Here is a 12,986-nt window from a genome sequence, read left to right on the forward strand (position 1 = left end):
GCGCCGTCATCGGATCGTGCTTCCGTCGAACCACTACCCGTTCTCCGGCGGACGCCCACGTGCACCGGGCGACCGGACGAGAGGACGCTCCCGACGTGACGAGCACGACCGAGCCGCCCGCGACACCGCAGCGGACACCGTACGAGCCCGCCTACGGCTTCCCCCGGGCCCTGTGGCGCGGGCTCGCGCGCGTGCCGGTGCCGCCGCCGTTCTCGCCGCGGACCTGGCGCAGCCCGCTGCGGGGACGGTGGCTGACCTCGGTGTTCGGGCTGGTCCTGCTGGTCGGGCTGCCCGTCGTGATCGTCACCGGGTTCCTGTCGTGGCTCGCCTACGGCCCGCAGTTCGGGCAGGCGATCCCGGCCGACGTCGGGTACCTGCGGCCGCCGCCGCTCGCGTGGCCGACGTCCCCGGCGTGGCTCTACCGCCTGACCCAGGGACTGCACGTCGGGCTCGGGCTGGTGCTCGTGCCGGTGATCCTGGCCAAGCTGTGGTCGGTGGTGCCCAAGCTCTTCGCCTGGCCCCCGGTGCGCTCGATCGCCCAGCTGCTGGAGCGCGTCTCGCTGCTCGCGCTCGTCGGCGGGATCCTGTTCGAGCTGGTCACCGGCATCATGAACATCCAGTACGACTACTCGTTCGGCTTCGACTTCTACACCGCGCACTACTGGGGCGCCTGGGTGTTCGTCGGCGGGTTCGTCGCCCACGTGGTGATCAAGCTGCCGACGATGGTCCGGTCGCTGCGCCGCGGGGGTCCCGGGCGGTGGCTGCACGACGGGGTCGAGGAGACGGAGCCCGAGCCGGCCGACGACGAGCCCGGCCACAGCCTGGTGGCGACGTCGCCGAGCCCGCCGACGATGAGCCGGCGCACCCTGCTCGGGGCCGTCGCCGGCGGCAGCGCGCTGGTCGGGCTGCTGACGATCGGGACGACGGTCGACGCGCTGCGCCCGCTGGCGCTGCTCTCGCCGCGCGGGCGCTCCTACGGCACCGGCCCGAACGACTTCCAGGTCAACCGCACGGCGTTCGCGGCGGGGATCGGGCCGGGCGTCGGGGACGGCTGGGCCCTCGTCCTGCGCGGGGGCCCGGCCGGCGGGGTGCGCCTGGACCGGGCCGCGCTCGCCGCGATGCCCCAGCACACGGCGACCCTGCCGATCGCGTGCGTGGAGGGCTGGTCGGAGACGCGGACGTGGAGCGGGGTGCGGCTGCGCGACCTGGCCGCCCGGGCCGGGGTGCCGGCGCCGGCCGCCGCCGTGGTGGCGTCGCTGGAGCGCGCCGGGCCGTTCGCGCGGGCGACCCTGCAGGCCGACCAGGTCCTCGACCCCGACTCCCTGCTCGCCCTGCGCGTGGGGGACGACGGCGGCGGTCCGATGGCCGACCTGTCGCTCGACCACGGCTTCCCGGCGCGCGTGATCGTCCCGGCGCTGCCCGGCGTGCACAACACCAAGTGGGTCGGCGCGATCGACTTCCGGGACGCGCAGCGCAGCGGAGCCGGACCCGTGCGGGGCGGCGCGTGATGGCCTGGTTCCGACGGTTCTACGGCGAGAGCCCGCTGCACCTGCTCGCGCTGATCGCCTGCTTCGCGCTCGCGGGGGCGGCGTTGCTCGCGCTCTCCCCGAGCCCCGGCGCGGTGACGATCGCGATCTGGTTCGTGGCCGCGGTGATCGGCCACGACCTGGTGCTCTACCCGCTCTACGCGCTGGCCGACCGCCCGCTGGTCCTCGCCCGCCGGGCCCGTCGGCGGGTGTCGTCGCGGCCGGTGACGGTGGCGGCCACCAACCACGTGCGGTTGCCGGTGCTCGGGTCGCTGCTCGTCGGCCTGGTGTGGTTCCCGACGATCTCGGGTGGCGGCGCGGAGGTGCTGGCCTTCGCCGCCGGCCTGCCGCCGACGATCGACTACGTGATGCGCTGGCTGCTCGTCACCGCGGTCCTCTTCCTCGCCAGCGCCGTCGTCTACGCGGTCCGCCTGGGTCGTGCGGCGGTACGTGAGCGAACTTCGGGGCTATAGCCCCGAAGTTCGCTCACATGGGCTCGCGGTGGTCGTCGCGGGTCGCGCAGGATCCCCGCCCGCGTGGCCTCGTCGTCCGGGGTCACGACGCCTGGCCCGGGCGGCGCGCCACCACGGCGAACATCGCCATGATCAGCTCGGGGCGCTCGGGCCACGCGTCCATGGCCGCGGCCGCCGCGTCCCAGCGCGCCACGTCGGCGGTGTCGGCGAGCCCCGCCGCGACCAGCGTGTCCCGCGCCGCCCAGGCCGGGCCCCGCATGCCCACCGGCAGGGGCTCGATCTCGAACCACCCGCGGAACGCCTCGACCTCGAGCCCGGCGCCGCGGGCGAGGACCGCCAGCCGCCGCCCGACCCGCACGTCGTTGCCGCGATCGGCGTGCCAGCGCGTGTAGCGCTCGGTCATGTCCTCGATCTCGGGAAGGGCCGGGGTGACGCCGAACGCGGCCGCGTCGACGTCGAGCAGATAGACGTGCCCGCCCGGGTGCACCAGCGACGCCAGGTGCTCGACGATGCGCTGCTCGGCGCCCCCGTTGTGGGCGAGGACGTGGCGCACCATCGCGACGTCGAAGCTGCCCCCGGGCAGCCCGGTCGCCTCGGCGCGCCCGCGCCGCACGCCGGCGCGGTGGACGCCCGCCCTCGCGAGCACGGAGCGCGCCGTCGCGACGGCCTCGGGGTCGGCGTCGACACCGGCCACGGCACCGTGCGGGCCGACGACCTCGGCGAGCACCGGCAGCATCGCGCCCGGGCCGCACCCGACGTCGACCACGCGCGCGCCGGGCCGCAGCCCCGCGAGCTCCCACAGGTCGGCCTCCTGCTCGCGCGCCCGCTGCGCGGCGAGCCGGTAGCGGGTGAGCTCGTCGTCGGAGAGGCGCAGCGCGTAGCCGCCCTCGACCGTGGTCACGGTGCCGCCACCGCCCGCTCGGGCGCGCGCTCCGCGGCCGGCAGGGCCCCGGCCCGTTCCTGCGCGACCAGCAGCCGCCGCAGGATCTTCCCGGACGGCGAGACGGGGACGGCGTCGACGAAGGCGACCTCGGTGATCCGCTTGTGCGGGGCGACCCGCTCGGCGACGAAGGCGACGATCTCCGCCGACGTCACCGCGCCCGCCGCGACGACCACCGCCTTGGGCCGCTCGCCCGCGCGCTCGTCGGGCACCGGGATCACCGCGGCGTCGGCGACCGCGGGGTGCGTGCGCAGGACGGCCTCGAGCTCGGCGGGCGCCACCTGCAGGCCCTTGACCTTGACGAGCTCCTTGAGCCGGTCGTCGACGAACAGGTTGCCCGCATCGTCGAAGCGGGCGAGGTCGCCGGTGTGCAGCCAGCCGTCCTGATCGATCGTGGCCGCGGTGGCCTCGTCGTTGTTCAGGTAGCCGGTCATGAGGTTGGGCCCGCGCACCAGGAGCTCGCCAGTCTCCCCCGCGCCGAGGTCGCCGCCGGTCATGATGTCGACGATCCGCGCCTCCACCCCGGGCAGCAGCACCCCGACCGAGCCCGGCACCACCGGCACCGACGGGTCGAACAGCGCGATGGCGGCGACGGCCTCGGTCATGCCGTAGCCCTGCCCGACCGGGCAGCCGGCCCGGTCGGCGCACTCCTGCTGCAGCTCGGCGCCCAGCGGGGCGGCCCCGGACCCGAGCACCCGCAGCGAGGAGAGGTCGTGGTGCGCCACCGCCGGGTGCCGTGCCATCGCCAGGATGATCGGCGGCACCACGACCGCGACCGTGACGCGGTGCTGGGCGATCGCGCCCAGGTAGGTGTCGACCTCGAAGCGCGGCAGCGTGACGATCGTCCCGCCGGCGCGCAGCGCCACCCCCGCCACCACGACGAGCCCGACGGCGTGGAAGAACGGCGCCGCGGCGATCGACCGGTCGTCGGGGGTGAGCGCCATGAGCGTCTGCATCTGCTCGACGTTGGTCACCATCGCCCGGTGGGTCAGCATCACGCCCTTGGCCAGCCCGGTGGTGCCCGACGAGTACGGCAGCAGCGCCAGGTCGGTGGCGGGGTCGACGAGACCGTCGGGGAGCTCGCCGTCCGCCAGGACGTCGGCGAACGCCGTCGCCCCCTCGGCGGCCCCCAGGACCATGACGTCGAGGTCCCGGCCGGCCGCCGCCGCACGCACGAGCGGCACGAACGGCGGGATCGTCAGCAGGTACCGCGCGCCGTGGTCGCGCAGTTGCGGGGCGATCTCGTCGGCGGTGTAGAGCGGGTTGATCCCCGACACGGCGGCGCCGGCCGCCATCGCCCCGAGGCACGCGACGAGCCATTCCGGGCTGTTCGGCGCCACGATCGCGAGGACGTCGCCGCGGCGCATCCCGCGCCGGCGCAGCCCGACCGCGCAGCGCCGGACGTCGCGGCGCAGCTCGCCGTAGGTCAGGGTGCGCCCCGACGCCGCGTCGATCACCGCCGGCGCGTCGGAACGGTCGTCGGCCGCGCGGAGCAGGAACTCGGGCAGCGAGAGGTCGGGGACCTGGACGGCGGGCCACCGGCTGGCGCGGACGGTCATGGGGTGCCTCCTCGGGCGCACGCGGTCCCGACCAGGGGACTCCCGGACCGGGCCGGGGGCGTCGGGGAGGCACCCCGAGAAAGCGTCAGACGGGCTGCGGGGACACGATCTGGACGAGGTTGCCGCAGGTGTCGTCGAGGACCGCGACCGTCACCGGGCCGGCGTCGGTGGGCGGCTGGGTGAAGGTGACGCCGCGCGCGACCAGGCGCTCGTACTCGGCCGCCACGTCGTCGACGGCGAACTGCACGAGCGGGATGCCGTCCTCGACCAGGGCGTCGCGGTACGGCTCGACCGCCGGGTGCCCCGCCGGCTCGAGCAGCAGCTCGGGGCCGTCCGGGTCCTCCGGCGAGACGACGGTGAGCCAGGAGGCGTCGCCCAGCGGGATGTCGTGGCGCACGGTGAAGCCCAGCACGTCGGTGTAGAAGGCCAGGGCGGCGCGCTGGTCGTCGACGAAGATGCTGGTCAGGCGGATTCTCATGGGGCGTCCTCCCGGTCGGTGGGCCAGCGTTCGGTGATGGCGGCGAGCGGCTCGCCGCGGAACCAGTGGAGCTTGGTGCGGCCGCGGCGCTCGGTGACGACGAGCCCGGCCTCCTCGAGGACGCCGAGGTGCTGGGAGATCGCCTGGCGGGTCGAGGACAGGCCGTGCCGGGTCACGAGCATCGTGCAGAGCTCGAAGAGCGTCTGGCCGCCACGGGCGACGAGCCCGTCGAGGAGCAGACGCCGGGTCTCGTCGTCGAGAGCGCGGAACACGTCGGCCACAGACCTCACGATAGGCAAGTAGCTGCTTGCCCATCAAGGGCAAGCGACGACTTGCCTGTCCGGATCCTGGATCGACCGGCCCCGGGGCTCTACGGTCGGGCGCGGGGGCACGCGCGGGAGCACGGGGGGCGGCATGGCCGTGATGCCGGCGACGCACGGCACCGCGATCCTCGAGCGCGACCGCGAGCTCGCCGCCCTCGCCGCCGTGGTCGACTCGGCGCGGGCGGGCCGCGGCGCGCTCGCGTGGGTCGAGGGCCCGCCCGGGATCGGCAAGACCCGCCTGCTCGACGCGGCGCGGTCGTGGGCGTGCGCCGGCGGGGACACCGTGCTCGCGGCCCGCGGCGGGCGCCTCGAGCGCGACTTCGCCTTCGGCGTCGTGCGCGGCCTGGTCGAGCCGCTGCTCACCGGGACCGATCGCGAGGAGCTCCTCGCCGGGGCGGCGCGGCTGGCCGCTCCCGCCGTCGCCCCCGGCGCCGCGGAGCCGGGTGAGCACGACACCGCCAGCACCCTGCACGGCATCTACTGGCTGGTCGCGAACCTCGCCGAGCGCGGGCCCGTGCTCCTCGTCCTCGACGACGCGCACGTCGCCGACGCCCCCTCCCTGCGCGCGCTGGCCTACGTGGCGCGCCGGCTGGCCGAGCTGCCCGTCGCCGTGGTCATCGCGGCCCAGAGCCCGGTCGAGCACGTCGAGCCCGCCGTGGTGGACACGCTGCGCGACGCGGCGACGGTGCTGCTCCTGGACCCGCTGAGCCCGGGCGCGGTCGGCGCGCTCGTCACCGCGCGGCTCGGGCAGTCCCCCGAGGCGTTCGTCGCCGCGTGCCACGAGGCCACGGGCGGCAATCCGCTGCTGCTCGCCGCCCTGCTCGACGCGGTGCTCGAGGCGGGGGCCGCGGACCGCACCGCCGAGCTGGTGGGCGAGCTCGCGCCGGGCGTCGTCGCGACGTTCGTGGCCCGCCGGCTGCGCGAGACCGGGGCGGACGCGGCCGCCGTCGCCGACGCCGTCGCCGTGCTCGGGGGCGCCGCCGAGCTGCGCCACGTCGTGGCGGTGTCCGGGCTCGACGCCGACCGCGTCGCCCGCGCGGCGCAGACCCTCGTCGCGGCGCGCCTGCTCGCGCCCGGGCGCCCGCTCGCGTTCGGCCACTCGCTGGTCGAGCAGGCCGTCACCGACCGGATGGGGCCCGCCGAGCGGCACCGTGCGCACCGCCGCGCCGCCGACGCCCTGGCCGCCGAGGACGCGCCGGCCGAGCTCGTCGCCGCGCACCTGCTGCACACCGAGGCCCTCGGCGACCCCACCGTCGTCGCCGGGCTGCGCGAGGCCGGGCGGGTGGCCCTGGCCAAGGGCGCGCCCGAGACGGCGTGCCTCTACCTGCGGCGTGCCGTCGCGGAGCCGCCGCCGGCGCCGGAACGCGCCGCGGTGCTGCACGAGCTCGGCACGGCGACCGCCCGCGTCTCCTACCGCGAGGGCGTCGAGCTGCTCGAGGAGGCGTTCGCCGTCGCCGCGCACCCGATCCGGCGCGGGCTGGTCGCGCTCGAGCTCGCCCGCGCCCTGAGCGTCACGCTGGCGTTCGACCGCGCGCTGCAGGTGCTCGACGAGGCGGCCGCCGGGCTCGACGACGGCAGCGAGCTCGCGACCGAGCTGGCCGCCGCGACCGTCAGCCTGGCCCGCCGCGACCCGGCGCGCCGGGCGGCGGCCGCCGAGCTCACCCGCACGCTGCGCCGCGACGGCCGGCTGCCCCCGCAGGGCGGGCCCGCGCTGCTCGCCTTCGCCGCCCTCGACGGGCTGCAGACCGGGGACCTCGCCGCCGCCGACCTGGCCCGCGAGGCCCTGACGGCCACCCTGCGGGCGCACGCCCCCGACCCCGGCGTGGTGCTGCCCGCGACGATGGTGCTGGTCGCGATCGACCACCTCGACCCCGTGCGCGCCTGTGCCGAGGGGATGCTGGCGAGCGCGCGGCGGCGCGGGTCCACGTACGACTTCGTGTCCGCGAGCGTGCTGCGCGCCCAGACCCGCTACCTCGCGGGCGACCTCGCCGAGGCCGAGGCCGACGCCCGCCTCGCCGACGCCCTCGCCGCCGAGCACGAGGTCCACGCCGCGCGCCGCTACACCGTCGCGTGGCTGGTGCTCGTCCTCGTCGAGCGGGGGCGGGCGGACGAGGCGGAGGCGCTGCTCGACGCGAGCGGCGTGCGCGGTGACCTCGCGTACCTGCTCGCCGCGCGGGGGCGCCTGCACCTCGCGCGCGGGCGGCCCGGGAACGCCGTCGCCGACTTCCGGGCGTGCGGGGAGCGCCTCGCCCACCGCGGCATCCACCACCCCGGGCTGCTGCCGTGGCAGGTCGGCGTGGCGAGCGCGCTGCACGCCCTCGGGCGTGAGGACGAGGCCGTCGAGGCGGCCGACCAGGCGGTGCGCGCCGGGCGCCGGTTCGCCGCACCTCGGGCGCTGGCGATGGCGCTGCGCACCCGCGGGCTGGTCGGCGGGACGGTCGAGCCGCTGCGCGAGGCGGTCACGCTGCTGGAGCCGACCCCGGCGCGCCTCGAGCTCGCGCGCACCCACGTCGAGCTGGGCGCGTCGCTGCGGCGCGCGAACCAGCGCGTCGCCGCGCGGGGCGAGCTCGCGCTGGGCCAGGACCTCGCGGCGCGCTGCGGGGCGGTGGGCCTGGTGGAGCGGGCGCGCCAGGAGCTGCACGCCGCGGGCGCGCGGCCACGGCGGGTCGCGGTCACCGGGGTCGGTGCGCTGACCGCCGGCGAGCGGCGCGTGGCCGAGCTCGCCGCCGACGGGCTGTCGAACCGCGAGGTCGCGCAGGCCCTGTTCGTCACCACCAAGACCGTCGAGACACACCTCGGGCACGTGTACCGCAAGCTCGGCGTCACGGGGCGCGACGACCTCGCGGACCGGCTCGGCTAGCGCGTGCGGGGGTCGGCGGGCGGGAAGTCGGCGTGGCGGTGCGTCAGCCACCAGTCGCCGTCGATCCGCCGGAACCCGTGCGTCACCCGCAGCACCATCGGCGCGGGCTCGCCGCCGTCGACGCGCACGACGCCGCGCTCGAACCCGACGGTGTGGGCGAGGTCGCCGCTGACCGCGACGACGCGGTACTCGACGGGCTCCGTGACGCCGTCGCTGAACCGCGAGCCGACCCACGTGAACGTGCGGGTCACGTCGGCGCGGCCCTGCTCGATCGGGCCCCAGGCCCCGTAGAGCGTGACGTCGTCGCGCTCGGGCCACAGATCGGCGTACGGCTGCGGGTCGCCGGTGAACATCGCCGCGAGCGCGGCCTCGACGCGGTCGAGGAAGGCGAGGAAGTCGGCGGGTGCCTCGGTGGCCGCCGGGAGGGTGGTCATGCCCCGAGGCTGCGCCGCCCCCTCGGCGCGCACGTCGGGGCGCGACCCCGAGGTTGCGCGGGTCCCCGCCCGTCAGGCCTGCGCCAGCACGGGGGCCGGTTCGGCGTCGGGGAGCTCGGCCTCCTTCTCCCGGATGATCGGGAGGACCTTGTCGCCGAACTGTTCGATCTCCTCCTTCACGTGCAGGAAGCACAGGAGGTTGAGGTCGACGCCGAGCTTCTTGTACTCGATGACGCGGTCGGCGACCTGCTCGGCGGTGCCGATGAGCTGGGTCTTGAAGCCGTCGTTGTACTGCACGAGGTCCTCGAACGAGGATTCCGCCCACATGCCCTTGCCGTCCGACGCCGACGCGCCGGCCTGCTGCACGGCCTGGCGGAAGCCCTCGACCTGGTCCTTGTTGGCCTTGTCGACGATCTCGCGCAGGGTGTCGCGGGCCTCCTTCTCGGAGTCGCGGACGATCATGAAGCCGTTGAGCCCGAAGTTCACCGAGCGGTCGTTCGCCGCCGCCTCGGTGTTGACGTCGTGGAGCTGCTCGACGACGCCGTCGACGTCCTTGCCGTTGGAGAAGTACCAGTCGGACACCCGGCCGGCCATCCGGCGGGCCGCCGTGGAGTTCCCGCCCTGGAAGATCTCCGGGTGCGGGCGCTCCGGGGTGTTCAGCGGCTTGGGCTTCAGCGAGTAGTCGTGGAACCGGTAGAAGTCGCCGCGGAACGTGAAGTCGTCCTGCTCCCAGATGCCCTTGAGGCAGGCGATGAACTCCTCGGTGCGCCGGTAGCGCTCGTCGTGCTCGAGCCACGGCTCGCCGAAGGCGGTGAACTCGCCCTTGAACCAGCCGGACACGACGTTGGTGGCGAAACGCCCGCCCGTCAGGTGGTCGGCGGTGGCGCCGAAGTTGGCGAACACGCCCGGGTGCCACATGCCCGGGTGCACCGCGGCCATGACCTTGAGCCGCTCGGTGGCCAACATGATCGCGAGCGAGAGCGAGGTCGACTCGTGCTGGTACTCCGCCGAGTAGCTCGCCATGTAGCGGACCTGGGACAGGGCGTACTCGAACCCGCTGTTCTCCGCGGCGATCGCGGTCTCGCGGTTGTAGTCCCAGTTCCAGTCGGTGCGCTGCTCGATGCCGCTGGTGACGAGGCCACCGGAGACGTTGGGGACCCAGTAGGCGAACTTCAGCGGCTTGGTCGGGATGCCGACGGACACGGCGGGGTGCCTCCTCGTCGAGGGGGTGGGGACGCGCGGGACCGCGCGGGAAACGGGCAGGAGAGGACGAACGGTGCTCAGCGACAGAGAGACGTCGCGAGCTTCCCGTGGTCGACGTGCCGACGGCGCGTCAGGAGTGCCCGACCCATTGCCCGACGACGCTTCCGGTACCGCCCGGCCCTGTCAACCGGGGCCCGGCCTCGGTCACATCTCGGGAGACGAAGCGGAGCGGGTGCTCGACCCGGGGATCAGGGCCGTCGCCACACGTCCCGGGAGTGCAGCAGCTCGATCTGCTTCTCGGTGACCTCGCGCCGGTAGTCGGCGTGGTCGTAGGGCGTGCGGTCGAGGTAGAGGTTCTTCGGGTAGATCGGCTCGCGGTAGATGGCCTGGTACTGCTCGGTGGTCAGGTCCTTGAGCCAGTTGCCGAACTGGGCGCGGGACCGGAAGTCGCGCAGGGCCTGGATGTCGATCGTCCCGGCCATGTAGGTCGAGTGGCCCGCGTACCCGACCTCGCCGACCACCTGGCCGCGGTAGTCGCAGATCATGCTCGGCGAGCCGAACGTGTCGATCGGGACGTCGGAGTCGGTGTGCAGGTAGTAGGTGCCGACCTGGTTGGCCACCACGTACATGTTGTTGTCGAGCGCCCGCGCCTTGTTCTGGATCTCGTAGAAGCCGTTGCCGGCGTGCGGGTGCGGGTACGGGCCGCGGTAGGCGACCTCGCAGCCGTTCATCGCCAGCCCGCGCGCGTTCTCCGGGTACGACGCCTCGTTCGCCATCATGATGCCGAGCCGGCCGATCTCGGTGTCGGCCACCGGGTAGAACGCGTCGAGGCCGTCGCCGTAGAGCTCGACCCACCGGTCCCACACGTTGTGCGGCGTCACCGAGTGCTCGACGGGCAGCAGCGGGACGACCTTGTAGTGGGTCAGCACGATCTCCTGCTGCGGGGAGATCGCGAACCCGACGTTGAAGAACCGCCCGGGGAACTCGGGGTGGCGCGCCTTCGCCGTCGCCATCACGTAGGCGTCCCACGTGGCAGCCATCCGGCCGAGCGCGTCGGTCTCCGGCCCCGGGATGTCGATCGCGCACTCGCGGGCGAACCACTCGTGGTCGTGATCGAGCACCTCGTCGTTGAAGCCCTGCAGGGCCCCCTCGGGGATCGTGATCAGCCGCACCGGCAGCGCCATCGCCGAGAGCCACGAGGCGGCCTTGGCCAGGTGCTCGAGGTGCTCGATGTTGACCTTGATCTCGTCGCGGTACCGGATCCCGCGCATCGTCGGGATGAGGCCGACCACTTGGTAGGGCTCGATCACACTGCGCTGGACCACAGGGGCAAGTACCTCACAGCCCGAACAGCACCCGCAACGGTGTGACGGCGAAGTAGAGGACGAACGCGACGGCCACGACCCACATCAACGGGTGGATCTCGCGCACGCGGCCGGTGGCCGTGCGCAGCAGCACCCAGCTGATGAAGCCCGCGCCGATGCCGTTGGCGATCGAGTAGGTGAACGGCATGACGACGATCGTCAGGAACACCGGCAGCGCCACCGAGAAGTCCGACCACTCGACGTCGCGGACGCCGCCGATCATGAGGGCGCCGACGATGACGAGGGCCGGCGCGGCCGCCTCCACCGGGACGATCTCGTAGAGCGGCGTGAAGAACATCGCGACCAGGAACAGCAGGCCGGTGACGACGTTGGCGAGCCCGGTGCGGGCGCCCTCCGCGATGCCCGACGCCGACTCGACGAACACGGTGTTGGAGCTCGACGAGGTCGCGCCGCCCGCGATCGCGCCGGCACCCTCGACCACCAGCGCGCGCCCGACGCGCGGCAGCTGCCCGTTCTCGTCGAGCAGGTTCGCCTGACGACCGAGGCCGGTCATCGTGCCCATGGCGTCGAAGAAGTTGGCCAGCACCAGGGTGAAGACGAGCAGCGTGACCGCGAGCGCGGGCAGCCGCGCGAACGCGCCGAACGAGACGTCGCCGACGAGCGAGAGGTCGGGCAGCGAGACGATCGAGTCCGGCAGCCCCGGGTAGCCGAGGTTCCAGCCCTTCGGGTCGGTGCCGTTCGAGGGCCCGACCGCGACGATCGCCTCGACGATGATCGCGACCACCGTCGTGGCCAGCACCCCGACCAGGACGCCGGCGCGCACGCCCCGCGCGACCAGGACGCCGGTCAGCAGCAGCCCGAAGCAGAACACGGCCGTGGGCCACGACGCGATCGAGCCCTCGATGCCCAGGCCGACCGGGACCGTCGTGTTGGCGGCGTCGGGCAGGCGGCGCACGAACCCGGCGTCGACGAAGCCGATGAACGCGATGAACGCGCCGATGCCGGCCGCGATCGCGATCTTGAGTGGATCGGGGATGGCGTTGAACACCGCGGTCCGGAAGCCGGTGAGGCCGAGGATCACGATGATGACGCCGTTGACGACCACCAGGCCCATCGCCTCGGGCCAGCTCACCTGGGGCACGATCGTCACCGCGACCAGCGTGTTGATGCCCAGCCCCGTCGCCATGGCGAACGGGAAGTTCGCGACGAGGCCGAAGACGATCGTCATCACGCCCGCGACCAGGGCGGTCACCGCCGCCACCTGCGGCACCGTGAGCGTCGCCCCGAGGATGTCGCGCTTCGCCGACGGCGAGGCCGGGTCGATGCTCCCGAGGATCAGGGGGTTGAGGACCACGATGTAGGCCATCGTCACGAAGGTGACGACGCCGCCGCGGACCTCCTGGACGACCGAGGTCCCCCGCTCGTTCAGGCGGAAGAAGCGCTGCAACACGGCGAGCAGGTTTGCCGTCCCACACCTCTTTCATACGTGATCTCGATTGCCCACCGCGGGGTTTCCCCCCACGTAGGGTGTTCGGCGTGGCCCGACGGTTCGACCTGCACGCCGAGCCGCCGCCCCTGCCGCGCCGGTGGACCGACCCGGTCCCCGCCATCCTCGCGGGGTCGGCGGTGTGGGTGGCGGTCGCGGTCGTCCTGGGGGTGCTGGCCGCGCTCGGCGTGCGCCCGCTCGACGCCTGGTTCGTCGCGGCGCTCATCGGCGTCGGGCTCGGCGCGGTGGGCCTCGTGGTGCTCGCGCTGCAGCGCCGCGCGATCCGGCGCGGGGTCAAGGGCGCCCAGAAGCTCTAGTTGTACCCGGCCGTCACGTTGGTGACATGCGGCTGACGGGTGGTCGGTTGGCGCAGGCGGTG

12 protein-coding genes are annotated in these 12,986 nt (G+C 74.5%); 4 read left to right on the forward strand and 8 right to left on the reverse strand.

The window, feature by feature from the left end:
- The first annotated feature begins 95 nt into the window (after nt 1-95).
- Both PHK61_RS30360 and PHK61_RS30365 read left to right on the forward strand, forming a co-directional pair.
- Complete coding sequence (locus PHK61_RS30360; RefSeq protein ID WP_274284770.1) at nt 96-1,508, forward strand: molybdopterin-dependent oxidoreductase; 1,413 nt, start codon at nt 96-98, stop codon at nt 1,506-1,508.
- Nucleotides 1,505-1,999, forward strand: a complete 495-nt coding sequence (locus PHK61_RS30365; protein WP_274284771.1) for a hypothetical protein — start codon at nt 1,505-1,507, stop codon at nt 1,997-1,999. Before PHK61_RS30360 ends, PHK61_RS30365 begins: the two co-directional genes overlap by 4 nt.
- An 82-nt stretch (nt 2,000-2,081) precedes the next feature.
- On the opposite strand, the gene PHK61_RS30370 is transcribed toward PHK61_RS30365, so the two are convergent.
- From PHK61_RS30370 to PHK61_RS30385, 4 genes are all read right to left on the reverse strand, one after another.
- Nucleotides 2,082-2,900: a methyltransferase domain-containing protein gene (locus PHK61_RS30370; RefSeq protein WP_274284772.1), complete on the reverse strand. Its 819-nt coding sequence runs from the start codon at nt 2,898-2,900 to the stop codon at nt 2,082-2,084.
- Nucleotides 2,897-4,498, reverse strand: a complete 1,602-nt coding sequence (locus tag PHK61_RS30375) for an AMP-binding protein (protein WP_274284773.1) — start codon at nt 4,496-4,498, stop codon at nt 2,897-2,899. The genes PHK61_RS30370 and PHK61_RS30375 overlap by 4 nt, the downstream gene beginning before the upstream one ends.
- An 85-nt stretch (nt 4,499-4,583) precedes the next feature.
- Complete coding sequence (locus tag PHK61_RS30380) at nt 4,584-4,976, reverse strand: VOC family protein (protein WP_274284774.1); 393 nt, start codon at nt 4,974-4,976, stop codon at nt 4,584-4,586.
- Nucleotides 4,973-5,266 (reverse strand): ArsR/SmtB family transcription factor, encoded by a 294-nt coding sequence (locus tag PHK61_RS30385; protein ID WP_274284775.1) that lies wholly within the window; start codon nt 5,264-5,266, stop codon nt 4,973-4,975. The genes PHK61_RS30380 and PHK61_RS30385 overlap by 4 nt, the downstream gene beginning before the upstream one ends.
- 124 nt (nt 5,267-5,390) lie before the next feature.
- Here PHK61_RS30385 and PHK61_RS30390 point away from each other — a divergent pair, with 124 nt between their 5' ends.
- Nucleotides 5,391-8,159 (forward strand): ATP-binding protein, encoded by a 2,769-nt coding sequence (locus tag PHK61_RS30390; protein WP_274284776.1) that lies wholly within the window; start codon nt 5,391-5,393, stop codon nt 8,157-8,159.
- Here the strand turns inward: PHK61_RS30390 and PHK61_RS30395 are convergent.
- The 4 genes from PHK61_RS30395 to PHK61_RS30410 all read right to left on the reverse strand — a co-directional run bounded on the left by PHK61_RS30395 (nt 8,156) and on the right by PHK61_RS30410 (nt 12,571).
- Nucleotides 8,156-8,593, reverse strand: coding sequence for a YybH family protein (locus PHK61_RS30395; protein WP_274284777.1), 438 nt, complete (start codon nt 8,591-8,593; stop codon nt 8,156-8,158). The two genes, PHK61_RS30390 and PHK61_RS30395, sit on opposite strands and share 4 nt — an antisense overlap.
- A 72-nt stretch (nt 8,594-8,665) precedes the next feature.
- Nucleotides 8,666-9,796: a dimethylsulfone monooxygenase SfnG gene (sfnG, locus tag PHK61_RS30400; protein ID WP_274284778.1), complete on the reverse strand. Its 1,131-nt coding sequence runs from the start codon at nt 9,794-9,796 to the stop codon at nt 8,666-8,668.
- A gap of 248 nt (nt 9,797-10,044) precedes the next feature.
- The gene (locus PHK61_RS30405) at nt 10,045-11,121 is read right to left on the reverse strand and encodes a nitrilase-related carbon-nitrogen hydrolase (RefSeq protein ID WP_274284779.1); all 1,077 of its coding nucleotides are present in this window, start codon (nt 11,119-11,121) and stop codon (nt 10,045-10,047) included.
- 13 nt (nt 11,122-11,134) lie between these two features.
- Nucleotides 11,135-12,571, reverse strand: a complete 1,437-nt coding sequence (locus PHK61_RS30410; RefSeq protein WP_420791461.1) for an NCS2 family permease — start codon at nt 12,569-12,571, stop codon at nt 11,135-11,137.
- An 86-nt stretch (nt 12,572-12,657) separates the two neighbouring features.
- Here PHK61_RS30410 and PHK61_RS30415 point away from each other — a divergent pair, with 86 nt between their 5' ends.
- Nucleotides 12,658-12,924: a DUF2530 domain-containing protein gene (locus tag PHK61_RS30415; RefSeq protein ID WP_274284780.1), complete on the forward strand. Its 267-nt coding sequence runs from the start codon at nt 12,658-12,660 to the stop codon at nt 12,922-12,924.
- Nucleotides 12,925-12,986 lie beyond the last annotated feature (62 nt).

The sequence above is a fragment of the Actinomycetospora lutea genome (genome assembly GCF_028737205.1).
Lineage (GTDB): Bacteria > Actinomycetota > Actinomycetes > Mycobacteriales > Pseudonocardiaceae > Actinomycetospora > Actinomycetospora lutea.

Bases quoted from the DNA above. Each gene is read 5' to 3' on its own strand.
- PHK61_RS30375 (WP_274284773.1), bottom strand. From the start codon at position 4,498: ATGACCGTCCGCGCCAGCCGGTGGCCCGCCGTCCAGGTCCCCGACCTC.
- PHK61_RS30390 (WP_274284776.1), top strand. From the start codon at position 5,391: ATGGCCGTGATGCCGGCGACGCACGGCACCGCGATCCTCGAGCGCGAC.
- PHK61_RS30395 (WP_274284777.1), bottom strand. From the start codon at position 8,593: ATGACCACCCTCCCGGCGGCCACCGAGGCACCCGCCGACTTCCTCGCC.
- PHK61_RS30380 (WP_274284774.1), bottom strand. From the start codon at position 4,976: ATGAGAATCCGCCTGACCAGCATCTTCGTCGACGACCAGCGCGCCGCC.